This is a genomic window from Rhodococcus sp. FH8 (genome assembly GCF_019266085.1).
Taxonomy (GTDB): Bacteria; Actinomycetota; Actinomycetes; order Mycobacteriales; family Mycobacteriaceae; genus Rhodococcus_F; species Rhodococcus_F qingshengii.
The window spans coordinates 434-24,403 of sequence record NZ_LPNQ01000083.1 but is presented as its reverse complement, the minus strand read 5'-3'; the positions used below and the strand labels follow the sequence as shown (position 1 = coordinate 24,403).

Genomic DNA, 23,970 nt, shown 5'->3' with positions numbered 1-23,970 from the left:
TCAGTGTGAGTCGAATTAAGCTTCGTCTGCGCCGATGATGAACGCTTCGAGCTCGATGCGAGCCTTGTCGTCGGCCATCTGGACCGGCGGGGACTTCATCAGGTAAGCGGAAGCCGGGTAAACCGGTCCACCGATGCCGCGGTCCTTGGCGATCTTGGCTGCACGGACGGCGTCGATGATGATGCCGGCAGAGTTGGGCGAATCCCAGACCTCGAGCTTGTACTCCAGGTTCAGGGGAGCGTCGCCGAAGGCGCGGCCTTCGAGGCGGACGTATGCCCACTTGCGGTCGTCGAGCCACTCCACGTAGTCCGAGGGACCGATGTGGACGTTGCGGTCGTGAACCTTGCCGGCAAGTGCGCCGGTCAGGTTGGACGTCACAGCCTGGGTCTTGGAAACCTTCTTGGACTCCAGGCGATCACGCTCGAGCATGTTCTTGAAGTCCATGTTTCCACCGACGTTGAGCTGGTAGGTGCGGTCCAGCACGACGCCGCGGTCTTCGAACAGCTTCGCCATCACGCGGTGGGTGATGGTGGCGCCGACCTGGCTCTTGATGTCGTCACCGACGATCGGGACGCCGGCGTCCTTGAACTTGGCAGCCCACTCCGGGTCGGAAGCGATGAAGACGGGCAGAGCGTTGACGAATGCAACGCCTGCGTCGATCGCGCACTGTGCGTAGAACTTGTCAGCGTCGTCGGAACCGACGGGCAGGTAGGAGACGAGGACGTCGACCTGAGCGTCCTTGAGTGCCTTGACGACGTCGACGGGCTCGGCGTCGGACAGCTCGATGGTCTCGGCGTAGTACTTGCCGATGCCGTCGAGGGTCGGGCCACGCTGAACGGGAACGTCCAGGGGCGGGACGTCGGCGATCTTGATGGTGTTGTTCTCGCTCGCGAGGATCGCCTCGGAGAGGTCGAAGCCGACCTTCTTGGCGTCGACGTCGAACGCAGCGACGAACTGCACGTCGCGGACGTGGTACTTACCGAACTTGACGTGCATGAGGCCGGGGACCGTCTGGGTCTCGTCGGCATCCTTGTAGTAGTGGACGCCCTGAACCAGGGACGAGGCGCAGTTACCCACGCCCACAATGGCTACGCGCACCGCGGTGCTGTTCTCACCCATGGTCGGGTTCTCCTTCTTTCCGGGATGTTCCTGTTGTCGATTGCTCGGCTGCGATCAATTCGTTGAGCCAACGCACTTCGCGTTCACTCGATTCGAGTCCGAGCTGATGGAGCTGACGGGTATAGCGGTCCAGCGATCCGCTGGCCCGACCGACGGCCTCGCGGAGCCCCTCACGGCGCTCCTCGACCTGGCGTCGCCTGCCTTCGAGGATCCGCATCCGCGCTTCTGCGGGGGTGCGGCTGAAGAAGGCGAGGTGAACGCCGAAACCGTCGTCGGTGTAGTTCTGCGGCCCGGTGTCGGCGACCAGTTCGGTGAACCGTTGCCGACCTTCCGGAGTGAGCTGGTAGACGCGACGCGCCCGACGCTTGAGCGTGCCGGTGGCAGTGTCGACGTCTTCTGAGATCAATCCGTCGGCTTGCATGCGCCGCAGTGCCGGGTACAGCGATCCGTACGAGAACGCGCGGAATGCGCCGAGCAGACCAGTGAGCCGCTTACGCAGCTCGTATCCGTGCATCGGTGACTCGAGGAGCAGCCCGAGGATTGCGAGTTCGAGCAACTGACAAACCTCCCGAGTCGTTGAACCTAACCGCTTGATGCGATAACCAACTATATCGCGCCGATATATAAAACCACACTGCGGACCGTTACGTGTACCAGGGTGTCACGGCTAGATCAGGGGGTGAACGGGTAGATCGACATGATTTCGCCATCGAGGGCAGCGGTCAGGTACCCGCTCTCGTCGAGGTCGTTGCCGACGTGAATCTGGATGGTCGGAAAATTTTCGGTGCTGTCGACAGAGACGTACCGAGTGGTCGGATTTTGCACGGAGGTGGTGGTTCCGGCGCCGTCGAGCAGGGCGATCACGATGCGAGGATCGAGCTGTCTGACGTCGATCTGTGTCACGTCGGGTTCGCGTGATCCTCCTGAAGTCGTGTCCTCGAGGTCGCCTCGGTAGTAGCTGTCCAGGCTCTTGCGCGGCGCGGCGGGATCGGCGCGCGTTACGCGTGCATAAGTGGGATAGATGGTCATCTCGTCGACCAGTCCGCTGCCGTACTCCGTTTCGATGGCATGGAACATCGCCCCCAGGCCGTCGACGGTGTGTAACTGTGGCTCGGGGCTCGAGAAGATCGTGACGTCGGACGCGGCGTATTTGATTCCGAAACCGACAGCCGAGACCAGTGACAGCGCGATGATCACAACGGCGATCCAACGCGTGTCGAGCGAAGGTTCTTTCCGAAGAATGGGTAGGGACGCCTCGGTCTGCAGATCGGACGTCAAATCTTCGAGATCGCCGAGAGTGACTGCCACCGCGGCGAGTTCGGTCAATTCGTCGTGCTCGGTCGCCGTGAGTTGTCCGTCGGCGAAGGCGGAGTCCAGCACTGCGCAGGTAGCCTCGCGATCGGCATTGCGAGCGCGGGTGGTCCTGGTCAGATCGTTCGGCATGTCCGGGGCCTATCGAGGAGTGAAGGGAGACAAGCGGATCGGGCGGCCATCCGGGGTCAAATCCATTGAGCCGCTCGCGCCGAGGTTGTTGCTGGCGTAGATGGAGACGCGTGGATCGTCGCTCGACGAACTCATGCTGATGTGTGTGATCTCGGCGTCGGGGACGTTGAGATTTGCGGACACTCCTGCCAGATATCCGGCGAGTTTGTCGATGTCGACGGCAGCGAGGTCGAAGGTGACGGTGCTGGCTGCTCGAGTCGACGTGCTGTCGCGTGGTGTGAAACCGCCTCGAAAGTCGATGTCTTCCTCCAGGTTCGGCGAGACAGCGGCGGCGCGAGTGACGCTTGCATAGCCGTCGTAGAAGTTGGCGGAATCGATTATCGTCGTGCCGTACTTGGCGCTGTATCTGGTGATGAATTCCCCGATCCCGCTTGCGGTGACCGTGTTCAACGTCGAACTCACAATGGGGGCAAGCGGTTCGACGTTTTCGGCTGCCGCCGGTGGAGGCGGTGGGGGTGAAGGGTCGGCGGACAAGGTGAGGTACCCGATCAGGCCGGCGAAGATAGTCGATGCGGCTGCGAGGTACCAGATCTTGTCGATACGGCGAACTTTGGCGACGGCGTTGCGCAGCGTTGCTTTCTGCAGATCGCGGACCAGCAGATCGAGCTGTCCGAGCGTGGTCGCGGTCATGGCCGCAGCCGTCCGGTTCGCGTGCTCGTCGACCGTGATCTGGCCGTCGGACAGAGCCGTATCGAGAACGGCGCAGGTATCGGAACGGTCGACGTCGCGCGCACGGGTGCGCGTAGAGGTAGTAGTCGGGGACCCACTCACCGGCTCACCCTAGCTCCCGTACGGGTAGGAACGAGAGATCTCGCCCCACGGCGTGACCTCGATGCGTCCTTGGTGGCCGAGTCCGTTCTCTGCATAGATCGCGATCTCCGGGACGCCGTAGTTCGCGTCCACGATCAAGTGGGTGATCGCGGCGTCCGAAACATTGACATAGTCGCCGATGTTCACCATGTACGGCGCGAGCTTGTCGATCTGGATGGAACCGAGGTCGAAGGTCGGCTGGCCCGTTCGCCGCGGAATGGACGTCACTTCCCTCTCGAAGCCGTCGCGAAAACTGATGGACTCGGTGAGAGCGGGAGCATCGGGGACCGCCCGGCTCACTGATGAGTAGTCGCCGTGGAAGCTGGCGTCGTCTACGAACATGTCACCGAACTCTTCTCGATACCTCTCGATGAATGCGCCGATTCCTTCCGGCGTCAACGTGTCGATGTGTGCGATCAGGATCGGTTCGACGGTCGGCTCCGGCACCGGGGTGGTGGTCGGCAACGGCGGAGCGAGGGAAGTAGTGCTGGCATAACTGGCTGTGATGTCTTCCGAGGGCGTCAACGGTGACCGACTCCACGCCACTGCTGCGATCGCGCCGACGACGATCAGAGCAGCAGCACCGACGAACACGGCCTTTCGTGCCGTCGACGTCCGAGGCACCGTTTTGGTCTCGATCTTTGGCACCTGCAGATCGTTGACCAGGCGTGCGAGTGCGAGCAGGGTCTTCGCGGACTTCGCCTTCTCGGTCCGGTCGAAGTAGTCCTCCGCGCTCAACTGCCCTTCGGCGTACGCGGCGTCCAACACATTGCACGTTTCGACGCGATCAAGATCACGAGCGCGCGTCATCGGAGAACGAGAAGACTTCACAGGAAGTGATCGTAATGGCTGGTCGCCATGCCCCCAGCCCCCGAAATGTGTTCATCGTGACCCTCCCGAACCGTCCGTCGCGGCACGGACGCACGTACGCTGGTCAGGTGCGGATACAGCGGCAAGTTGTGGACTACGCGCTCGCGCGTCGGTCTGTGCTGGCCGAAGTGTCTGCGGGTCGGACCGACGTCAAGCAGGTGTGTGACGCCGATCCGTACCTACTCAGAGCCGCGAAGTTCCACGGCCGGGGCAGCGACGTCGTCTGCCCCATTTGCCGCAAGGAACAGTTGACGCTCGTGTCCTGGGTGTTCGGCGACAAGCTCGGTCAGGTTTCGGGATCGGCCCGAACCTCGGACGAGCTCGCTCGGCTTGCGGAAACAGCAGAGGAGTTCACGGTGCACGTTGTAGAGGTGTGCCGTACCTGCAGTTGGAACCACTTGGTGCAGTCCTATGTGCTCGGCGCAGTACCTGCGCCGCCGCGACCGCGGCGAGCACGCCCACCAAGCCGGCGCACCGCCAGCGAGTAACGCCACACCCGAAGAAGGGCCCGATCGAAGTCTGCACGTGATCGGTCCGTGACCACTGGAGATTTGATTCGTGAGTTCCCCCAGCAACAACAACCCGGGCGGCAACAACCCGGGTGGCCGTCCCGTCGGTCCCAACCGTCCCGCCGGACCTCCTCAGGGTCGTCCGCCGCAGGGACGTCCCATGGGCCCACCACCGCAGGGACGCCCTCCGATGGGTCCGCCCCCTCAGGGTCGTCCGCCGCAAGGTCGTCCGATGGGACCCCCGCCCCAGGGTCGTCCGCCGCAAGCCCGACCTTCGGGCCCGCCTCCTCAGGGCCGCCCCGCCGGTCCCCCTCCTCAGGGTCGTCCGCCGCAAGGCCGACCTGCCGGCCCGCCGCCTCGAGATCGCGCCGTAGGCGCTCAAGGAGATCGCGCCTCCGGCACTCAGGCGAACGAACCGACCCAGCGCGTCGCGGCAGCAGCAGCGACCACCCGTAGCAACGCGGGCACCCGCCCGCCGGTCGGACCTCCACCGACGAAGCCACCGACAGGTGGCTCCGGTGGCGGTGGCAACGACGGACAACCCCCGAAGGGAAGAAAGAGCACCGTGAAGAAGAAGTCCAAGTGGCGCACAGTTCGCCGCTCGGCCTACGTCTTGGTGGCGCTCGGTCTTGTTCTGCCCGTCCTTGCCTTCATGGCGGCGTACATCGTGCAGGACGTCCCCAAGCCCGGCGACCTCAAGACCAATCAGGTGGCGACGGTCTTTGCCGCCGACGGCACCACGGTGATCAGCACTGTCGTCCCGCCAGATGGCAACCGCGTCGAGGTCTCGCTCGATCAGGTACCGCCGCACGTTCGCAACGCTGTTCTGGCCGCAGAGGACCGCGATTTCTACTCGAACCCGGGCTTCTCGATCTCCGGTTTCGCACGCGCGGCCCGAGACAACGTCCTCGGTCGCGACAGCGCCGGTGGTGGCTCGACCATCACGCAGCAGTACGTCAAGAAGGCGCTTGTCGGCTCGGAGCGTTCGCTGACGCGAAAGATGAAGGAACTCGTCATCTCCTCGAAGATGGCCAACGAGTGGTCCAAGGACGACATCCTCGCCGCGTATCTGAACACCATTTACTTCGGTCGCGGCGCATACGGCATCGGCGCAGCATCCAAGGCTTACTTCGGTAAGCCCGTCGACCAGCTGTCCATCGAAGAAGGCGCCGTCCTGGCGTCGTCGATCCAGCTTCCGTCGCTCCTCGATCCCGAGACCAACCCGACCGGCGCGAAGTCCCGTTGGGATTACGTGCTCGACGGCATGGTGTCCGCCGGCACGCTGGATCAGGCCGCGCGCACGCCGATGCAGTACCCCGCCTACATCCCGCTCGCCCAGGTCGACAACAGCAGCCAGGGCTCGACCGGACCCGAAGGCCTGATCAAGCGTCAGGTGCTCAAGGAGATCGGCGACGCTGGAATCAGCGAGCAGTTGCTCAACACCGAGGGCTTGCAGATCACCACGACCATCGACCCGCAGGCTCAGGCCGCAGCGGTCGAGGCAGCCCGTTCCAACATGGAGGGTGAGCCGGAGAATCTGCGTACCGCAGTTGTCTCGGTCGATCCGAAGACCGGAGCCGTCAAGGCGTACTACGGCGGTGAGGACGGCGCGGGATACGACTTCGCGAATGCCGGACTTCAGACTGGTTCCTCGTTCAAGGTGTTCGGCCTCGCAGCCGCCCTGGATCAGGGAATCCCGCTCTCGCAGATGTATGACAGCTCACCGCTGACCGTCAACGGCATCTCCATCGGCAACGTCGAAGGTGAAAGCTGCGGCACCTGCACCATCGCAGAGGCGCTCAAGCGTTCGCTGAACACCAGCTTCTACCGTCAGATGCTCAGCCTCGACGGCAACGGCCCGCAGGAAATCGCGGACATCGCTCACAAGGCAGGCATCCCGAAGGACATCCCGGGCGTCGGCCCGTCGCTCACCGAGGCTGACGGTTCCGGCCCCAACAACGGCATCGTGCTCGGCCAGTACCAGGCCCGCGTGCTCGACATGGCGTCGTCGTACGCGACACTCGCCGCGTCCGGTACGTATCACGCACCGCACTTCGTGCAGAAGGTCGTCGCGGCCGACGGCACCGTGCTGCTGGACCGCGGCGCGCCCGCCGGTGAAGACCGCATCGACGCTGCCGTGGCGGACAACGTGACGGCTGCGATGCAGCCGATCGCGGCGTACTCGCGCGGCCACAACCTGGCCGGCGGACGTCTGTCGGCGTCGAAGACAGGTACTGCGCAGCTCGGTGACACCGGAGCCAACAAGGACGCGTGGATGGTCGGCTACACGCCGTCTCTCTCGACCGCGGTCTGGGTCGGAACTCCCGACGGTGAAGCGATCACCAACTCGGGCGGCGCGATGATCTACGGCTCGGGTCTGCCTTCGGACATCTGGAAGGACACGATGGACGGCGCCCTCGAGGGCACCGACAACGAGAAGTTCCCGACGCCGGGCAAGATCAACGGTCAAGCCGGTGGTGTTCCGGAGTACACGGCTCCCGCACCGCCCAAGACGTCGGCGCCGCCGACCACCGCACCGACGACGACGGAAACCACTCCGCCGCCCGTGGTGACAACGACGCAGGTCGAGGTTCTGCCGGGCATCACGATCCCGATTCCGGGCATCTCCCGGCCGACGACAACCACGCCACAGGTACCAGGGGCAGGCGAGACCACCGAGGAAGAACCGGCAGGTGTGAGCCCCGGCCAGTAGTTGGAGGGTGGTCGGTTCGAAAGACGGTAACCTCGCGGAGTGGCCGCGAATGCTGATGATGCCGAACCGACCTCCCCCGCTCCGCTGGCCGAAGATCTTCGTTCGGCGGATTGGCGGGACGTTCCCAGTCGCAACGACGCGATGGTGTCTGCGCTGTCGGGAACCGTCGGCGGTCCGGTAGGTCGTCACGCACTGATCGGGCGCACTCGCTTCTTCACACCGATGCGAGTGATCCTTCTGCTCGCCGTGGTGTTCTTGGCTTTCGGCTGGTTCGCCAAGGCGGGCTGTATTCAGCAGGCGCCGGTCGGCGAGAGCGGGCAGGTCGGCCTCGACTGGAGTGGCAGCCGTCAGTACGTGGCGATGTGTTACTCCGATACCGTTCCGCTGTACGGAGCCGAGCGCCTCGATCAGGGAGCATTCCCGTACAAGACGTCGTGGGAAGAAGTACGCGGCGACGGTTCGATCCAGATGCGGTACATGGAGTATCCGGTCATCTCGGGGCTCTACCAGTACGGCGCAATGAAAGTCGCGAAGGCGTGGGATTCGATCACCTGGCTGCCGGGCGCGATTCAGGTGGCGCTCTATTTCAACGTCGTGGCGTTCGGGTTGGCGTTGGCGTGGCTGGTCACCGTGTGGGCGAGCACCCTGCTGGCCGGACGACGAGTGTGGGACGGCGCTCTGATCGCGTGCTCCCCTTTGGTGATCGTGCACGTGTTCACGAACTTCGATCCTCTGGCGACGGCGTTCGCGGCGGGTGGGTTGTTGGCGTGGGCACGCAAGCGGCCCGTGCTCGCGGGAATCCTGCTCGGCCTGGGCGGCGCCGCAAAGCTCTACCCGCTGCTCCTACTGGGACCGCTCTTGGTCCTGTGTCTGCGCGCGGGCAAGACGAGGGACTGGCTGGTGACCGCTCTCAGCGCGGTCGCGGCATGGCTTGCGGTGAACCTGCCCATTGCCGCGCTGTACCCCCATGGTTGGTACGAGTTCTTCCGGCTCAACTCCGAACGCGGGGCCGATCCGGATTCGCTCTACAACGTGATCGCGTCGTTCACGTCGTGGAAGGGCCTCGACGGTCCTCTCGCACAGGGTGAGTCGCCGTCGAATCTCAACGCCGTCTCTCTGCTTTTGTTCGTGGCCGTCTGCATCGGTGTCGGATACGTCGCCCTGACGGCGCAGCGTCGTCCGCGAGTTGCGCAGCTGTGCTTCCTGTTGGTGGCGGGCTTCCTGCTCACGAACAAGGTGTGGAGCCCGCAGTATTCTCTGTGGCTGGTGCCGCTGGCCGTGTTGGCCTTGCCGCACCGCAGACTCCTGCTCGCGTGGATGACCATCGACGCCCTGGTCTGGGTTCCACGAATGATGTATTACCTCGGTGTGTCCAACAAGGGGCTGCCCGAGCAGTGGTTCACCGGAACCGTCGTGATCCGGGACATCGCGGTACTCGTTCTGTGCGCGCTGGTGCTCCGGCAGATCTACCGGCCGTCGGAGGATCTCGTGCGGTACGGGTTCATCGACGATCCGGCGGGCGGTGTTCTCGATCAAGCACCGGACAAACAACCCGCCTGGCTACCCGGTTGGTTGAAGCCGTCCAAGGCGAAGGAACCGGAACCCGTCGCGGTCTGAGGTCACCACTCGTCGAGGGTGGTGTACCCGTCCTGAACCGCGCGGGCGAACAACGCTGCCTTCGTGGGAGCCGGCCGCCCGACGTCGCTGTACTTCGTGCGGATCCGAGTGATGTGTGTGTTGACGGTGCAGACGCGTAGGCCGAGTGTCTCGGCGACCTCGGACTTGGAATCCGAACGTAGCCAGGCAAGAAGTACTTCGATCTCACGGACGCTCAGCTTCGGCTTGTGCTTGCCGTGCTTGGGGTTGCCGACTCGGGACACGTTTGCCTCGATCTTCGGAGAAATGCCGATTGAAGACATGCGAGTAGCGCCTTTCGACGGAGGGGATGGGCGTCGACTGCCGTATTTGCAGAAGGGCTGCTGGCTCAGGGTGCGACTGAGACGAGTATTTCGATCGAGGTGTCTCAGTGGAACGGGTGCAACTCTCTCGATACAGAGTCCATACAACGGACAAATCCCCTACCTGCTCCGATAGAGTGCGTCGCTATGAACTCGAAGGCGGAAGCCGGTACGCACAATCAAGTCGATCCCGCCCGGATCGAGTCGCGTGGGCAGTTTGCTGAGACGCTCACTGCACTGCGGAACGCAGCCGGACTGACGGTCCGCGAAGCCGTCGAGCGTTCGGGTGGTTTGCACGGAACCGTCAGCGGATGGTTTGCCGGCCAACACCTGCCGACGCCGGCGAGTACCCCGATGTTTTTCGCGCTCCTCGAGGCCTGCGGCGTCGATTCCGAGGATGAGCGGCAGCGCTGGATCAGTGCGGTGCAACGAGTGAGACAGCTGACGGCCAGACGACGCGGCGACGCCACCGTTCCGTATCGAGGTCTCGAGTCGTTCCGGCAAGAGGACGCCGAGTGGTTCTTCGGTCGAGACGAACTCACTGCCAACTTGGTCGAGCGGGTGGCGTCGGCGATACGAGGTGTCGGTCGCCGTCAGTTCATGGTGATCGGTGCCTCCGGATCGGGTAAGTCGTCGTTGCTGCGGGCCGGGCTCGCCCCCAAGATCGCCGGGGACGATCCACGGTTCGACGGTTGGCGGGTGGAAACCCTGCAGCCGGGTACGGGAGGAATTCCGTCGTCGATCTCCGACGAACCAACCGTCTTGATCCTCGACCAGTTCGAGGAACTGTGGACGCAGTGCGACGGTGATCGGCGCGAGGAAATACTGCGGACCCTCGCGGAACTCGGTGAGAACACGATCGCAATCATCGGAATGCGCGCCGACTTCTACGGGCTCGCGGCGGAGGAACCACTTTTGGTGCCGCTGCTCGACGATTCGCCGATGGTGGTCGGGCCGCTGACCGACGAACAATTGCGCGAGGTGATCGTCGAGCCGGCGGTCAAGGCCGGGATGACCGTGCAGAGCGAATTGGTTCAGGTTCTGGTCTCCGAGCTGACACCACGCGGCTCGCGCACGGCGAGCGACCCCGGAGCTTTGCCCTTGCTGTCACACGCACTGTTGGGGACCTGGCAACGGTCGACGCGTAAAACTCTGACCGTCTCGGATTACTACGCCACCGACGGGATCGCCGGAGCTGTCCAGCAAAGCGCGGAGGAAGTGTACGGCGAGCTCACAGAGAGGCAGCAGCAGTTGGCGCGCAGGATCTTCCTGCGATTGGTCAACGTCGACGAAGTGACGCAGACGCGTCGGCGGGCACCGCGCACCGAACTTTTCCTCGGTGACGACGTCGACGACGTGAATACCGTCATCGACCGGTTCGCCTTACGCCGCCTTCTCACCGTCGACGAGGAGACCGTCGAGGTTTCGCACGAGGTCTTACTGTCAGCGTGGAGTCGGCTTCGCGATTGGATCGACTCGGACCGCGCCGGCCTGGCGGTTCATCGCCGGTTCACGTACGCGGCGCAGGTGTGGGAAGACAGTGGACGCGACCCCGGCGCGCTGCTCGGACCCGCACGTCTTCACCTGACGGAAGAATGGCTGAACTCGGGTGAACTCGGTCTCCCACTGGAACCGAGTCGGACCCGCGCCGCCGACCTCAACGCCACCGAGCGGGAGTACCTCGCCGCGAGTATCGAGCATCGTGATCAGCAGGAATTTGCCGATCGCCGACGTACACGCGTGCTACGACGGCTCGTGACTGCGCTGGCAGCCGCGTCGGTGATCGCTCTGGTGTTGGCGGTGGTTGCCACCGTCGCCGGTATCGGCGCCAATCGTCAACGTGTCCAAGCAGATACTGCGCGCGACGAGGCGATGTCGCGTCAGGTGGCCACCGAGTCGATCAGGATGCGTGAGCGGGATCCGTCGCTGGCGTCGCAGCTTGCTCTGGCGGCATTTGCGGTCAACGAAACGACCGAAGCCCGCTCGGCATTGCTGGATGCGTCGGGCGTTCATTCGGCTACTCGCATCATCGGACCGCCCGGCGCGATGAAGGCCCGGATCAACCCAGCTGGAACTGTTGTGGCGGTGGGTGGTTCGGACGGGAAGGTCAGGCTTTATCCGATGGTGGACGGTGTTGCCTCAGCCGTTCCGCAGGCGGAGTTCCTCGGAGTCTCGGAGGGCACGGCCCTCTTTGCCGTCGCCTACAGCCCGGACGGACGGCTCCTTGCGACCGGTGGTGCCGGCGGCGCTGCACTCTGGGATGTGTCGGACCCGAAGAATCCGGTCCGTGGAACACTTCCCGTCGACGGTGAACGCGTAGTGCAGGACATGGAGTTCAGCCCAGACGGAACCAAGCTGGTCGCCGGTACCTCGACGCCCGACGTCCTGCGATGGAACATCGACACCTCCACGAATGCCGTTGCTTTGCCTGCTCTTCCGCATCCAGCTGACGGCATTGTCACCGCGACGTTCAGCCCCGACGGACGTTTCCTCGTGACGGGCGGGCGTCAAGCGACTCTGCGCGTGTGGGACGTCGCGAAGTGGGGTGAGGAATCGGCGCCGATCTTCGCGACCGAGCCCAACGGCACCACCGTCCACTACCTCGGCGTCGCCTTCAGTCCGGACGGACGCGAGCTCGCGGCGGGAACCACTGGCAGGGAGGTGGTTCGGTGGGACATGAGCGATCCGGCGCGCCCCACTCCCCTGCCGGCACTGACGGGATTTTCCAGCTACGTCAACGAACTCAACTACGGCAAAGACGGAACACGTCTTGCCGCAGGAAGTTCCGACAACTCCGTGCGCGTGTGGGACCCCCGAACCGGGGCATTGATCGAAACACTTCCGGACAGTGGGGCGGTGACCACCGTCGACTACAGCGATGACGGCCGCAATCTGGTCACCGGGGGACTCAACGGTGTGACTCGCGTGTGGGCTCTTCCGGGTCCGGTCTGGGCGGGAGCTCGGGACACGATCTTCACCAGTCCCTTTGCCGCGGACGGCTCGCGTCTGGTGGCCGGCGTCGGTGCCAGGGGTGGCGCGATGTTGGCGTGGAACACCGAGGATCTCGATCGCCCCGCGGTGATGCCGGAGTTGAAACCGCAAGGGGCCGACTCTTTCAGCGGTGCATCGGCGGTGTCGGCAGACGGGAACCTGGCTGTGAGCGGCACCGGCGGCGGCGGTGCCTATCTTTGGGACCTGAGTGATCCGGCGTCGCCACGGATCTACAGCGAACCCGCGGTGTACGTGAAGGGCATCGTGGCGGTCGTCGCGTTGAATCCCGCCGGAGATCTGCTGGCGGTGTCCTCGCAGGACGACAACAGCATTGCGTTGGTCGACGTTTCCGATCCATCGGAACCGAAGCTGCTGTCGTCGACCGATGTCGGCTCTTACCCGCAGATGATGGCATTTCAACCGGGCACCGACATCTTGGCGATCGCGAACGCCAAGAACGAAGTGGATCTGTGGGACGTGTCGAACGCAGCGTCGCCCCGGGTGGCGGCGACGGTGGGTGGATTCGAAAGCTACGCATTAGCAGTGTCTTTCAGCGCCGACGGAACGCTGTTGGCCGCTGGAAGTGCGGATCACGGTGTCGCCGTGTGGGACGTACGCACACCGTCGGCACCCGAGGAACTCGCTCGTCTCGTCGGCCCCGAGGGCGCAATCTATTCGATCTCGTTCAACCGCGCCGGTGATCGGCTCGCTGCCGGTGTCGGCGACGGAACCGTCTGGCTCTGGGACATCGAGACTCCCTCGCAGGCAACACGATTTGCGACGCTGTCCGCCTACCCGGGTCGCGTCAACGACGCTCAGTTCGCCGGCGAGAGTGACATGATCGCGGGTAGCGGGTCGGACAAGACCGTTCGCTTGTGGGGAATCGACCCCGACGGCGTCGTTGATCGATTGTGCCGCACAGCAGGATCTCCCATCACGGAAGCCGAATGGGAGCGGTACCTGCCCGGTGTTCCCTATCAGGATCCGTGTGCCGGCTGACGCGCTTCAGTTCATCCAGAACTCGAGCGCCGGTTCCCGACCCAGCTCGCCTCCGCTGCCGGTGATCACCAGTCCGGCGGAGGTGAGCTTGTACGTCACGTCCTTGTTGGTGACGGTGAATCCGTTGCCGGTGGGCGTCGGATCGTCGAGTTCGATGGTGGCGCCGTCGCTCAGCCGTTGACCCTTGTAGTAGTAACGCCCGACTCCGGTTTCGCAGATGACGATTCGTGATCCGGTCGTGACGGCGATGGCGACGGCAGGATTGGTGGAGTTGCAGCTGGGGCCGCCGGAGATGAAACCCTGACGGTTGGTGCCCGAGACGGTCGGCGCTGGTCCGATCGAGGTTGTGACGCGTGGGGGCGTCGTCGTTTTCGGCGCTGTGGTGGGTGCACTCGGCGCCCGAGTCGTGGTCGTGGAGTACGAGTACGGCGTCGTATAGGTGAGACTCCGCGAACTCGCTTCATTGGCGGCGTTGCCGAAAGCGGCGGCGAGCAGCCCGAAGAACGCGATCCACACGATCACGGCCAGGATGCCGAGTGCGGTGAAGATGTAGCCGATGATCAGTCCGGCAAGGGCGAGTCCGTCGCCTTCTTCGCCGGTCCGTTTGATCTGGCCGCGAGCGATGTGCCCGAAGACGATCCCCAACGGCGCGATGAGGAACGCGAAGACGAGGGCGAGTACCGCGAGTGTGTTCGTCGGCCGCCTGCCGTACGGATCGGGCTGCCCGTACGGAGCCGGTTGCCAATTCTGATTGCCCTGGTACCCGTACCCACCCTGATCGCTCATGAGGTGAATCTTGGCATGGACTTCGTCGAAGAGTGCAGGTGATGGCTAGTTTCGGGTACGTGTCTCGAGCTGAGGTGCGATGGTCGGCCAATCGTCGTCGGTCATCGCGAACAGCGCTGTTGTACGCCAACTGCCGTCGACACGGCGTCGGTGCTTGCGCAGCAGGCCCTCGAACTGGGCGCCGAGCTTTGCGATCGCGGCCCTGGACTGTTCGTTGAACTCGTCCGTGTGCCACTCGACGCGTACGGCTTCGAGCTGGTCGAAGGCGTGACGAAGCAGGAGCAGCTTCGATTCGGGATTGATCCCGGTTCCCTGAACCGATCGCGACAACCACGTGTATCCGATTGCAAGACTGCGGTTTACCGGGTCGATCTGGTACATGGACGTGGTGCCGACCACGGCGTTCGTCACGATGTTCACCTGCGCAAAGGCGATCCGATTAGGGTCGTCGGTTGCTGCAGCGATGTACTTCTGTGCCTGTTCCCGATCGGTGATGGGCGATGCGGTCCAACGAAAGATCGCCGGGTCGTCGGCAGCAGCGAGCAGAGCGTCGGTGTGCGCGACGCCCAGGGGTTCGAGTCGGACACGATCACCGGTCAGCGTCGGTGATTCGAACCATGATGCAGTCATCAGGCGTGCTCCCGTGAGTGAGTCGGAAGGTTGTTGTCGGAGTTCGCAATCTGATCGGTCCCACCGGCAAGCGGATACCGCAACGGGACTCGCAGGAACAAGAAGAAGAACACGGCGAGCAGGACGACGTGGCCCCACACACTCGCCTGGACGACGGCTTCGTACTTGCTCGGATCGAGATTCATGTCCAGTTGGTAGAAGTACCGGAAGATGCCGATACCCAACGCAGCGTCGGCGACCAGATAGGCGACGATCCAGAACCACCGGATCTTGAACAGTACGAGGAAAGGCAGGATCCACAGTGTGTACTGCGGTGAATTGACCTTGTGCAGCAACACGAATCCGCACAGCATCGCGGCACTGACTGCAATCCACGGAAAGTAGCCGTCGCGGACGTAGCGGCGCCAACCCAGATACATCGCGAGCGCGAATGACAACAGGATCATCACCGGAGACAGGATGCTCACCAGTGCGTCGTAGTCGGCGTTGAGCTCGCGAACTCCGAAACCGTAGAACGGGCGCAAACCCCAGAACCACACCGAGTTGGTGGTGATGTCCGCGCTTCGCTTCTCCTGGAAGCTGAACGACGCGCGCCAGCCTTCGTAGGAAATGAGGGCGAACGGCAGGTTGACGAGGACGACGGTGACGATCGCCGCGCCCGCCGTCATCAGCGCTCCACGAACGTCGTAGCGCTTGCCTTCGGTGCCGCGTAGAAGCACGTAGGCCATGAGCGGCAGCACGAACATTCCCGGGTACAGCTTCAAACAGAAACCGATCGCCAGGATGACGGCCGCCAGAACCGCGCGAGTTCGCAGCGGGATCCGCTCGAACGTCATCAGGAAGATCGCGCCGACGCTGGTGGCCACCACCGGGAGCTCCCAGTTGTGGAATGCGTACAGAACCAGGGGCGGAGTCGCCGACCACACGAGCGCGTACGCGCCGCTCATCTTGCCGAGCATCCACGCCGTGAGCAGTCCGAAAGGAGCCAGGATCAGGGCCGAGTGCAGAAGGAAATCGGTGTCGGTGTGTGAGCCGATACCGCCCAGCCACATCAGAATTCCGCTGAGCACCGGGTATTCGACGGTTCCGCCGGTCAGGAATCCTTCGGGCGTTATCCCTCCGGTGACGAAGGGGAACAGATGCTGATCGATACCTCGTCCGAGCCAGAGCAACTGAATGTCGGAGTAGCAGACGTCGATGTTCTTGTTGACGTCGAAGTTCAGGCTTCGTCCGTCGGGCGCGAACGGTGCACCGCCGCATCTGGCCTTGTTGAAATAGCCCAGCGCCATCGTCAGCCCGCACAATCCGACGACCAACGCCAGGATCGACGCCGGGGTCTTGCGGTCTGTTCGCATGATTCTCACCCTAGGGGGCGCAGTGGCTCGCGGGGTGATGCGTCTGCACCACGCGTCGCGCATCGACCTGGCGGTCTTCCCGGAGGGCCGGGACGATTTCCCTGGTCAAGGCCCCTCGTGTAACCTACGAGGGTTGCTGACGCAACGACCCTCCTGCCACGGATAGTCCGTGGCCGTTTTCACTTAGTCCACAGGAGGTGATGAGGTCTTATGCGTCATTACGAATTGATGGTCATCCTTGACCCCAGCCTGGACGAGCGCACTGTCGCTCCTTCACTGGATACGTTCCTCAATGTTGTGCGCCAGCACGGCGGCACGATCGACAAGGTCGATGTCTGGGGTAAGCGTCGTCTCGCCTACGAGATCCTGAAGCATGCTGAAGGTATCTACGCGGTGATCGACATCAACGCCACTCCCGCCACCGTCGCTGAGCTCGATCGTCAGCTCGGTCTGAACGAGTCGGTTCTGCGCACGAAGGTTCTGCGCCACAACAAGTAATTACTGTCGGTAGCGAGCTCTACTCTCGCGCCCAACGGTCTTACATCAATGCAGGAGGAACCACATGGCTGGCGACACCATCATCACCGTCATCGGAAACCTGACGGCTGATCCTGAACTTCGTTTCACCCCGGCGGGTGCCGCGGTTGCAAACTTCACGGTTGCTTCCACGCCCCGCACCTTCGACCGTAATTCCAATGAATGGAAAGACGGCGATGCGCTGTTCATGCGTTGCAACATCTGGCGCGAAGCAGCCGAGAACGTCGCGGAGAGCTTGACCCGTGGTTCACGAGTAATCGTGAGCGGCCGGCTCAAGCAGCGTTCGTACGAAACTCGCGAGGGCGAAAAGCGAACTGTCGTCGAGCTCGAAGTCGATGAAATCGGTCCTTCACTGAAGTACGCCACGGCAAAGGTCAACAAGGCCAACCGTGGTGGCGGCGGTGGAGGCGGCAACTTCGGCGGTTCCTCCGGCGGATCGGGTGGCGGACGTCCGAGCGCTGCACCTTCGGGTGGAGACGATCCTTGGGGCAGTGCGCCTCAGGCTTCGGGCTCCTTCGGTGGTGCGGGCAGCGACGAACCGCCCTTCTGATCCGTACCTGATCAGGAACATCCAGAAAAGAGCAAAGACATGCCGAAGCCGCCCTTGCGCGACAAGGTTATGAAGAAGAAGGTCTGCACCTTCTGCAAAGAGAAGAACACGCAGATCAACTACAAGGACACGACGTTGCTTCGTAAGTACGTCAGCGATCGCGGAAAGATCCGTGCTCGCCGTGTCACCGGCAATTGCGTCCAGCACCAGCGCGACGTTGCCATTGCCGTCAAGAACTCACGTGAGGTAGCACTGCTGCCTTACGCCACCGTGGCTCGCTAAGGAAAGGGAGGAAAGAACATGAAGCTCATCCTCACCGCTGACGTGGACAACCTCGGTGCGCCTGGCGACACCGTGGAGGTCAAGGACGGCTACGGCCGTAACTACCTGCTCCCCCGCGGACTGGCAATCGTCGCCACCCGTGGCGCCGAGAAGCAGGTCGAGGGCATCCGTCGTGCACAGGAAGCGCGCGCTGTGCGCGGCCTGGATCACGCCAAGGAGCTCAAGGCAGCTATCGAGGGCCTCGAGTCCGTAACGCTGACGGTCAAGACCGCCGGTGGCTCGGGCAAGCTCTTCGGTTCGGTTACCGTCGCTGACGTCGCTGCTGCGATCAAGGCTGCCGGTGGACCGGTTGTCGACAAGCGCTCCATCGTGTTGCCGAAGGCTCACATCAAGAACACGGGCAAGCACGCCGTGGTCGTGAACCTGCACCCCGATGTGGTTGCCAAGTTCAACCTGAACGTCGTCGGCGCATAGTCGACTGTTCGTCTCGCCGGGCCCCGCACACTTCGGTGTGCGGGGCCCGACGTTTTGTTTCGGGGTGCGGTGTGCCGCCTGACAGCGTCCCGAATCGGACCTGGGGATAACTCTCACACTGTGATGTTCGACTTGGTGATCAGTGGCGAATCGGGCGAGGCAACACGCCCGACACACCGACGCGCCGACTGTGGAAAAACTATTTTCATCAACAGGCCTGTGAAATTGTGGATAGCCATCTACCTGGTCTTATGTAGTTACTATGCAAAGTAGTCCCCAAATGCTCCACAGGCGGTGCACACCGTGGGGCGGGAGTTTCCACAAAGCATCCACAGGTTTATCCACAGTCCGGTTTGTATGCGGACCTACTAGTCCCTAACGTCATCTCGGCGTCTATCTACAGCCCGGCCGAATGCGGCTAGGGGATGTCGGTGGGGGCAGGTACAAATGATGAGGGCGCTGCGGTTTCTGGCAGTGTCGTCGAGTGTTTTACGGGAAGGTCTCGCTTGTGGCTGTTGTAGATGATCGAGGACCTTCCGACTTCTCGGGGCCGGACTACCCGGGCCCTCCCGAGGCCGAGCCCGACCAGGAGTTCGGACGCCAGCCACCTCAGGACATGACTGCCGAGCAGTCGGTGCTCGGCGGCATGCTGCTGAGCAAGGACGCCATCGCTGACGTCCTCGAGGTACTGCGCCCGGGTGACTTCTACCGGCCCGCTCACCAGTCCGTCTACGACGTGATCCTGGACCTCTACAGCCGTGGCGAGCCCGCCGACCCGGTGACGGTCTCCGCCGAGCTCGACCGTCGAGGTGAGCTCCGCCGTATCGGTGGTGCTGCCTACCTGGTGACGCTGACCCAGACAGTGCCCACAGCCGCCAACGCCGCCTTCTATGCCGAGATCGTGGCCGAGAAGTCCGTGCTGCGTCGTCTGGTCGACGCCGGTACGCGCATCGTCCAGTACGGCTACGCCGGCACCGAGGGCCAGGACGTGGCCGAGGTTGTCGACCGCGCGCAGGCCGAGATCTTCGAGGTCACCGAGCGTCGAACCACCGAGGACTTCGTACCCCTCACCGAGCTCCTCCAGCCCACGATGGACGAGATCGACTCCATCGCCAGCCGCGGCGGAATTTCCCTCGGTGTGCCCACCGGATTCAAGGATCTCGACGAGATCACCAACGGCCTTCACGCTGGTCAGATGATTATCGTCGCGGCCCGTCCTGGTGTGGGCAAGGCGCTTGCCCTCGATACTCCCCTCGCGACGCCCAGTGGCTGGACCACGATGGGTGACGTTGCTGTCGGCGATCTGTTGATCGACAACCACGGCAAGCCGACGCGGGTTGTTGCCGCTACCGACGTGATGGTTGACCGTCCTTGCTACGAGGTCGAGTTTTCCGATGGAACAGTGTTGGTGGCCGACGAGCAGCATCAGTGGTTGACGGAGACGCGTGCTTCGCGCCGTTCAGCGCAGAACGCCAAGACAGGTTACAACCGCTATAAGAATCAAAAGACATTCGCCGAGGTCCGAACCACGGCGGAGATCGCATCGACGGTGCGATGCGCAACGGCGGATGGCCGCGTTAATCACTCTGTCGTGAATGCCAAGCCGCTCGACCTACCAACGCAGGATCTCCTTGTCCCGCCCTACACACTTGGCGCTTGGCTAGGTGACGGTTCTACTGCCTGCGCACAATTCACCACTGCTGATCCTGAGATCATCATGTTGATCGAGGCCGAAGGCCTGGTTGCAGTTCCGTCCAAGTCGGCGCATTTGCGCTACAGCCTTCAATTAGCCCCGGAAGATCCCGTCGCTCCGCGCGATTGCGTTGTGTGCGGAAAGAGCTTCGTGCCGTTCACCAGTCACGTGCGAACGTGCGGTCAATCATGCGGCGGCAAAGCACGTTTCATGTCTGACCCTGTACCTGCGCCAACTTGTTCACACTGTGGTGGACCTTCGATCGGGCTGCGACTGTGCCAGAAGTGCCGCAATGAGTACGGCACGGTTCAAGGACGCCTACGTACGGTCGGTGTTCTGGGCAACAAGCACATCCCTGTCCAGTATCTCCGTGGGTCCGAGGCGCAGCGTCGTGCGGTTCTTGCGGGACTTCTCGACACTGATGGAACTGTGACTGCCGGTGGCTCCGTTCAGTTTTCGGTAACCAACGAGCGCCTCGTCCGCGACGCCCAGGAATTAGTGGTCAGTCTTGGCTATCGCTGCCAAATGAGCACAAAGCGAGTCAACGGTCGCACCGAGGCTTCGTCGACTGCATTCACCTTGACCTTCTCGACTGATGACGAAGTGTTCGGTCTTACGCGGAAAGCGATGCTGCACAAGGAGCGTCGAGCGAGTAAAAGCACTACGCGCAGCGGATCGCGCTACATTGTCGATGTTCGACCAATTGCGAGTGTTCCGGTTCGCTGCGTCGAGGTCGACAACGCCGACCACATGTACCTGGCCGGTCATTCGATGGTCCCGACGCACAATTCCACGCTCGGAATGGATTTCCTGCGTTCCTGCTCCATCACGCACGGCATGGCCAGCGTCATGTTCTCGTTGGAAATGAGCAAAACCGAGATCGTCATGCGTCTGCTGTCCGCAGAGGCAAAGATCAAGCTCGGCGACATGCGCTCCGGAAAGATGACCGACGACGACTGGACCAAGCTCGCGCGTCGTATGAGTGAGATCAGCGAGGCGCCGCTCTTCATCGACGACTCCCCCAACCTCACCATGATGGAAATTCGCGCAAAAGCGCGGCGGCTCAAGCAGAAACACGACATTCGCCTGATCGTCATCGACTACCTCCAGCTGATGAGCTCCGGTAAAAAGGTCGAGTCCCGTCAGCAGGAAGTCTCCGAATTCTCACGTAGCCTAAAGCTTTTGGCGAAGGAGCTCGAAGTTCCGGTTGTCGCGATCTGTCAGCTCAACCGTGGTCCCGAGCAGCGAACCGACAAGCGTCCGCAGGTCGCCGACCTTCGTGAGTCCGGATCGCTCGAGCAGGACGCCGACATGGTGATTCTGCTGTACCGCCCCGACGCGACCGAGCGAGACGATCCCCGTGGCGGTGAAGCCGACCTGATTCTGGGTAAGCACCGTAACGGCCCGACCGCGACAATCACTGTGGCGCACCAACTTCACCTCTCGAAATTCGTCGATATGGCGCGGGGATAGTGGCTGCCGCCATCGCCTGAAGGTGGGACGGATTTCAGATCTTGTGAGATCCTGCTACAAGCACCAATTCGATTCCACTAGTGCAAAATTCGGTTTTTCTACAGGTGGGGTAGTGCTGCAGTGAGGAAGACGGCGCCGAAGGCGATTCCGGCAATGCCGGTGAGGATCCCGACCACGCCGGCGGTGTTGTCGCCCAGATCGCGTCCGGGGGTGTCGGGTCGGCGCGCTGCCAGGGCGGTTCCGATGGCGGCGGCACCGAGGAGGATGCCGAGGCCGAACATCCAGAACGTCAGTATCGAGAGTGCACCGAGCATCAACGCCATGTCGCTGTATTCATCGCTGGTGATCGGACGGTGGTGATCCCACCAATCGGGTGGAGTGTGCGCGCGGGATTCGGTGTTGTCGGTGTTGTCGGATTGTTCGTGCGGGGGGATAGTGGATGCAGTCATGGCAGCTAAAGGGTTCTCGCGCTGATTCTTTCGTGTGGTGGATGTACCGGTGTGCGCCACGGGTGTGCAGTGGGAGATCGAAACGATGGTGGGTGAGGCCCGAGAACCCATCGCGTGTCCTCGGGAGTCACCCCACCATCAAAGCGGTGTTCGGGCCAGGCGGATCAGGCTTCGATCTGCACCTGTGTTGTCGATCCGGCGTTATCGGTTCGGGAGGGTGGTCCGGAGGAGACCTCGATCCTCCGCGGTTTCGCCTTCTCTGCGATCGGCAACGTCACCGTCAACACGCCGTTGTCGTACGAGGCCTCGATCTGTTGGGCGTCGATGTCGTCGCTGATGGACAGCTGCCGTTTGTATGTTCCAGCGAAACGCTCACTCGCCAGCCAGCTCACACCCTCTTCGGAGAGGGCGGTGCGGTGCGCGGTCAACGTCAGGGTCGAGCCGTCGATGCGGACGTCCACTGATCCTGGGTCGACGCCGGGAAGATCGGCGTGCAGGACGTACTGGTCCTCGACCTTGTAGAGGTCCATCGGCATGAGCCGTGGACTGCGTCCGTTGCCGGTTCCCGCGGCGAGTACGGACTTGGTGATCGCGTCGATGTCGGTGAAAGGATCGAAACGAAGCACAGCAACACACCTCCCATGTCGTGAAAAGAAAAGTCACCGCCACTGTGGCGGTTGACCGAACTTACTGTGCGAGAACATGATAACCACACGAATTAGCACTCTGCAACCGAGAGTGCCAGAAGCTTTGGGGAAGTGTTCCGGTCCCTGAAGATCGCTGCTTTGCCTGGTCCCGACAAAAGCGGTGGCCGCCTTCGGCCTCGATTCGAAGCGGGCGGCGCGGTACGGCACTTCGTCAGTAGCGGCGGCGCGGCAACGGATCCGCCGGAGCCCCGACTCTGCGTGTGCGAGTCGGGGCGTATGACCGACGTCGGCATTGAGCACACAACACCGATGACCCACTATCCGTGCGAAGTAGACGTTCATGTCGTCCGCACATCTTCAACCATAAACAGTGCGATCGGTATAAATCATGTTCAGTCGCCTTCGATGCCAAGAAGTGACATGGCCGTTTGCATGGCAAGGTGAACATCTTGGTCGTCACGCTAGCGGCGCAGTAGCCGCGGTGCCTGGAAAGGTGGCCCGTGCCTGGTATTTGGTTTGCAGACGTCTGTTCCGAATGCTTTTGCAAAATAGGTCTTTTCCCGATGTTTGCGGGTGGATCGGGCATCGAACATCGCGGGTGCTCGTTCGTCGGAGTCGCTGCGAACGATGTCGGTGTTCGTGCACACACCGAACCGGCTGTAAGGGAGAACACTTCGGCTACCGTCAAAGCTTGCTCATCACAATGGAACTGGGACTTTCGACCCTGTCGTCTACAAGCAGTGCGCAATAACCTTCGTCGGGTCGGGGGCACCCGTTCCGTTCGAGGGGGCAAACAATCGGGCGGGTGTTCGTCAAGGCAAGGCCATATCACCCTCACTGGTCTCCTTGCCGGGCCTTGAGCTGTGCGCGCCCAGAAGTGCTCAGGGCCCGCCCGATGCGGGGATCGAGAAAGTGAAGACGAAAGGTTCTCAGATGAGCCGAAGGAGTGATCGGCGATCGACAAGTTCTGCTCGCCGCCTGGCCACGCGGACTACCGGTGTCAGAGGTTCGGCGTGTAAGCCGAACTCGCTCACGGCAGAAGATCTGAGGGCTGTAATCGAGTCCCTCACTGGAGTTCTCGCTGCTCGAGAATCGAGCGCGGAAACCGCACCTCTCGCCGGAAATCCTCCGTTGTCGACGCCAACTGACAGGCAGTTCTGAATCGCACCGGTATTTTCGCAGCCGCACAGCATATTCGAACTCGGACGCGCTGTCAGCCGGGACGGGTGGTAATCACAGAAGGAGGTGGAAGATCTCGAAGGCGACTGTCCATTGGGCTGTGCCGGGGTTCTTGCGGTCCGGTTCGACCGTGGCGAAGGTTTGCGCCAGCGCTACGCTCAACCCTCCTGCGATCAGCGGCAGTCGTTGCTCTGTCTCCTCTGAGAGGGCCACGTCCAAGGGCGGGCGGGCCGTGAGCTGATCGAGCAGCGGTTGAAGTTCGATCTCCTCGTCGAGTTTTTCGAACCGGTGGATGCTCTCCTGTAATCCCTTGGTGATCGGCAGGTCCCACGGTTCGATCACGTCGCGCAAGTTTGCTTTCGCGGAGGCTTTCCCGATCAGGATCACGTCGTAGATCTTGTCGTCGATGAAATCGGTATAGCGCTTGAGATCGTTCCGGTCGA

20 protein-coding genes and 1 pseudogene are annotated in these 23,970 nt (G+C 62.6%); 9 read left to right on the top strand and 12 right to left on the bottom strand.

All coding sequences use genetic code 11. The features are described 5' to 3' along the window. Positions 1-15: 15 nt before the first annotated feature. The 5 genes from ATN38_RS30440 to ATN38_RS30420 form a co-directional block, all read right to left on the bottom strand. A complete protein-coding gene (locus ATN38_RS30440) occupies positions 16-1,119 on the bottom strand; it encodes an inositol-3-phosphate synthase (protein ID WP_003945979.1) in 1,104 nt (367 codons plus the stop codon). Continuing rightward, entirely contained in the window at positions 1,112-1,675 is a 564-nt protein-coding gene (locus ATN38_RS30435) for a PadR family transcriptional regulator (protein WP_003946014.1), read from the bottom strand. Before ATN38_RS30435 ends, ATN38_RS30440 begins: the two co-directional genes overlap by 8 nt. 116 nt (positions 1,676-1,791) lie before the next feature. Further along, positions 1,792-2,562 carry a DUF1707 domain-containing protein gene (locus tag ATN38_RS30430; RefSeq protein WP_218749304.1) on the bottom strand — a complete coding sequence of 257 codons (771 nt, stop codon included), beginning with the start codon at positions 2,560-2,562 and terminating at the stop codon, positions 1,792-1,794. Positions 2,563-2,571: 9 nt separating this feature from the next. Further along, positions 2,572-3,393 (bottom strand): DUF1707 domain-containing protein, encoded by an 822-nt coding sequence (locus ATN38_RS30425; RefSeq protein WP_050656990.1) that lies wholly within the window; start codon positions 3,391-3,393, stop codon positions 2,572-2,574. Positions 3,394-3,402: 9 nt separating this feature from the next. Further along, complete coding sequence (locus ATN38_RS30420) at positions 3,403-4,242, bottom strand: DUF1707 domain-containing protein (RefSeq protein ID WP_007735521.1); 840 nt, start codon at positions 4,240-4,242, stop codon at positions 3,403-3,405. 128 nt (positions 4,243-4,370) lie between these two features. On the opposite strand from ATN38_RS30420, the gene ATN38_RS30415 reads away from it, so the two are divergent. From ATN38_RS30415 to ATN38_RS30405, 3 genes are all read left to right on the top strand, one after another. Further along, positions 4,371-4,790 (top strand): DUF5318 family protein, encoded by a 420-nt coding sequence (locus tag ATN38_RS30415; RefSeq protein ID WP_042448217.1) that lies wholly within the window; start codon positions 4,371-4,373, stop codon positions 4,788-4,790. Positions 4,791-5,376: 586 nt separating this feature from the next. Beyond that, positions 5,377-7,524 carry a transglycosylase domain-containing protein gene (locus ATN38_RS30410; protein ID WP_007735524.1) on the top strand — a complete coding sequence of 716 codons (2,148 nt, stop codon included), beginning with the start codon at positions 5,377-5,379 and terminating at the stop codon, positions 7,522-7,524. 39 nt (positions 7,525-7,563) lie between these two features. Further along, a complete protein-coding gene (locus tag ATN38_RS30405) occupies positions 7,564-9,141 on the top strand; it encodes a glycosyltransferase family 87 protein (RefSeq protein WP_064073503.1) in 1,578 nt (525 codons plus the stop codon). Positions 9,142-9,143: 2 nt separating this feature from the next. On the opposite strand, the gene ATN38_RS30400 is transcribed toward ATN38_RS30405, so the two are convergent. Further along, entirely contained in the window at positions 9,144-9,443 is a 300-nt protein-coding gene (locus tag ATN38_RS30400; RefSeq protein ID WP_003941253.1) for a LuxR C-terminal-related transcriptional regulator, read from the bottom strand. A 186-nt stretch (positions 9,444-9,629) separates the two neighbouring features. Here ATN38_RS30400 and ATN38_RS30395 point away from each other — a divergent pair, with 186 nt between their 5' ends. Next, the gene (locus ATN38_RS30395) at positions 9,630-13,472 is read left to right on the top strand and encodes a helix-turn-helix domain-containing protein (protein ID WP_065351642.1); all 3,843 of its coding nucleotides are present in this window, start codon (positions 9,630-9,632) and stop codon (positions 13,470-13,472) included. Positions 13,473-13,478: 6 nt separating this feature from the next. Here the strand turns inward: ATN38_RS30395 and ATN38_RS30390 are convergent, their stop codons facing one another. Genes ATN38_RS30390 through ATN38_RS30380 form a run of 3 tightly spaced genes read right to left on the bottom strand, consistent with a single transcriptional unit; the run spans position 13,479 to position 16,243 of the window. Next, positions 13,479-14,258 carry a DUF4190 domain-containing protein gene (locus ATN38_RS30390; RefSeq protein ID WP_030537127.1) on the bottom strand — a complete coding sequence of 260 codons (780 nt, stop codon included), beginning with the start codon at positions 14,256-14,258 and terminating at the stop codon, positions 13,479-13,481. Between the two features lie 45 nt (positions 14,259-14,303). After that, positions 14,304-14,888, bottom strand: coding sequence for a GNAT family N-acetyltransferase (locus ATN38_RS30385; RefSeq protein ID WP_007735529.1), 585 nt, complete (start codon positions 14,886-14,888; stop codon positions 14,304-14,306). Further along, a complete protein-coding gene (locus tag ATN38_RS30380) occupies positions 14,888-16,243 on the bottom strand; it encodes a glycosyltransferase family 87 protein (RefSeq protein WP_003941247.1) in 1,356 nt (451 codons plus the stop codon). The genes ATN38_RS30385 and ATN38_RS30380 overlap by 1 nt, the downstream gene beginning before the upstream one ends. 210 nt (positions 16,244-16,453) lie before the next feature. Here ATN38_RS30380 and rpsF point away from each other — a divergent pair, with 210 nt between their 5' ends. The 5 genes from rpsF to dnaB all read left to right on the top strand — a co-directional run bounded on the left by rpsF (position 16,454) and on the right by dnaB (position 21,252). After that, complete coding sequence (gene rpsF, locus ATN38_RS30375; RefSeq protein ID WP_003941237.1) at positions 16,454-16,741, top strand: 30S ribosomal protein S6; 288 nt, start codon at positions 16,454-16,456, stop codon at positions 16,739-16,741. A 64-nt stretch (positions 16,742-16,805) separates the two neighbouring features. Continuing rightward, the gene (locus ATN38_RS30370; RefSeq protein WP_003941248.1) at positions 16,806-17,330 is read left to right on the top strand and encodes a single-stranded DNA-binding protein; all 525 of its coding nucleotides are present in this window, start codon (positions 16,806-16,808) and stop codon (positions 17,328-17,330) included. 39 nt (positions 17,331-17,369) lie between these two features. Beyond that, positions 17,370-17,612, top strand: coding sequence for a 30S ribosomal protein S18 (gene rpsR, locus ATN38_RS30365; RefSeq protein ID WP_003941245.1), 243 nt, complete (start codon positions 17,370-17,372; stop codon positions 17,610-17,612). 18 nt (positions 17,613-17,630) lie between these two features. Next, positions 17,631-18,086 carry a 50S ribosomal protein L9 gene (gene rplI, locus ATN38_RS30360; protein WP_007735531.1) on the top strand — a complete coding sequence of 152 codons (456 nt, stop codon included), beginning with the start codon at positions 17,631-17,633 and terminating at the stop codon, positions 18,084-18,086. Positions 18,087-18,594: 508 nt separating this feature from the next. Then, on the top strand, positions 18,595-21,252 hold the full coding sequence (gene dnaB / locus ATN38_RS30355; protein WP_065351641.1) for a replicative DNA helicase: 2,658 nt from the start codon (positions 18,595-18,597) through the stop codon (positions 21,250-21,252). Positions 21,253-21,350: 98 nt separating this feature from the next. On the opposite strand, the gene ATN38_RS30350 is transcribed toward dnaB, so the two are convergent. The 3 genes and pseudogenes from ATN38_RS30350 to ATN38_RS30340 form a co-directional block, all read right to left on the bottom strand. Then, positions 21,351-21,701, bottom strand: coding sequence for a hypothetical protein (locus tag ATN38_RS30350; protein ID WP_039973505.1), 351 nt, complete (start codon positions 21,699-21,701; stop codon positions 21,351-21,353). A gap of 164 nt (positions 21,702-21,865) precedes the next feature. Further along, the gene (locus ATN38_RS30345; protein ID WP_218749303.1) at positions 21,866-22,327 is read right to left on the bottom strand and encodes an Hsp20/alpha crystallin family protein; all 462 of its coding nucleotides are present in this window, start codon (positions 22,325-22,327) and stop codon (positions 21,866-21,868) included. A gap of 1,254 nt (positions 22,328-23,581) precedes the next feature. Continuing rightward, positions 23,582-23,970 (bottom strand): annotated as a pseudogene (locus tag ATN38_RS30340) (DUF1931 family protein); the annotation flags it as partial.

Excerpts from the sequence above, each read along its gene's own strand:
- ATN38_RS30440 (WP_003945979.1), bottom strand. The coding sequence starts at position 1,119 with ATGGGTGAGAACAGCACCGCGGTGCGCGTAGCCATTGTGGGCGTGGGT.
- ATN38_RS30430 (WP_218749304.1), bottom strand. The coding sequence starts at position 2,562 with ATGCCGAACGATCTGACCAGGACCACCCGCGCTCGCAATGCCGATCGC.
- ATN38_RS30420 (WP_007735521.1), bottom strand. The coding sequence starts at position 4,242 with ATGACGCGCGCTCGTGATCTTGATCGCGTCGAAACGTGCAATGTGTTG.
- ATN38_RS30400 (WP_003941253.1), bottom strand. The coding sequence starts at position 9,443 with ATGTCTTCAATCGGCATTTCTCCGAAGATCGAGGCAAACGTGTCCCGA.
- ATN38_RS30395 (WP_065351642.1), top strand. The coding sequence starts at position 9,630 with ATGAACTCGAAGGCGGAAGCCGGTACGCACAATCAAGTCGATCCCGCC.
- ATN38_RS30390 (WP_030537127.1), bottom strand. The coding sequence starts at position 14,258 with ATGAGCGATCAGGGTGGGTACGGGTACCAGGGCAATCAGAATTGGCAA.
- ATN38_RS30385 (WP_007735529.1), bottom strand. The coding sequence starts at position 14,888 with ATGACTGCATCATGGTTCGAATCACCGACGCTGACCGGTGATCGTGTC.
- ATN38_RS30380 (WP_003941247.1), bottom strand. The coding sequence starts at position 16,243 with ATGCGAACAGACCGCAAGACCCCGGCGTCGATCCTGGCGTTGGTCGTC.
- rpsF (WP_003941237.1), top strand. The coding sequence starts at position 16,454 with ATGCGTCATTACGAATTGATGGTCATCCTTGACCCCAGCCTGGACGAG.
- ATN38_RS30370 (WP_003941248.1), top strand. The coding sequence starts at position 16,806 with ATGGCTGGCGACACCATCATCACCGTCATCGGAAACCTGACGGCTGAT.
- rpsR (WP_003941245.1), top strand. The coding sequence starts at position 17,370 with ATGCCGAAGCCGCCCTTGCGCGACAAGGTTATGAAGAAGAAGGTCTGC.
- rplI (WP_007735531.1), top strand. The coding sequence starts at position 17,631 with ATGAAGCTCATCCTCACCGCTGACGTGGACAACCTCGGTGCGCCTGGC.
- ATN38_RS30350 (WP_039973505.1), bottom strand. The coding sequence starts at position 21,701 with ATGACTGCATCCACTATCCCCCCGCACGAACAATCCGACAACACCGAC.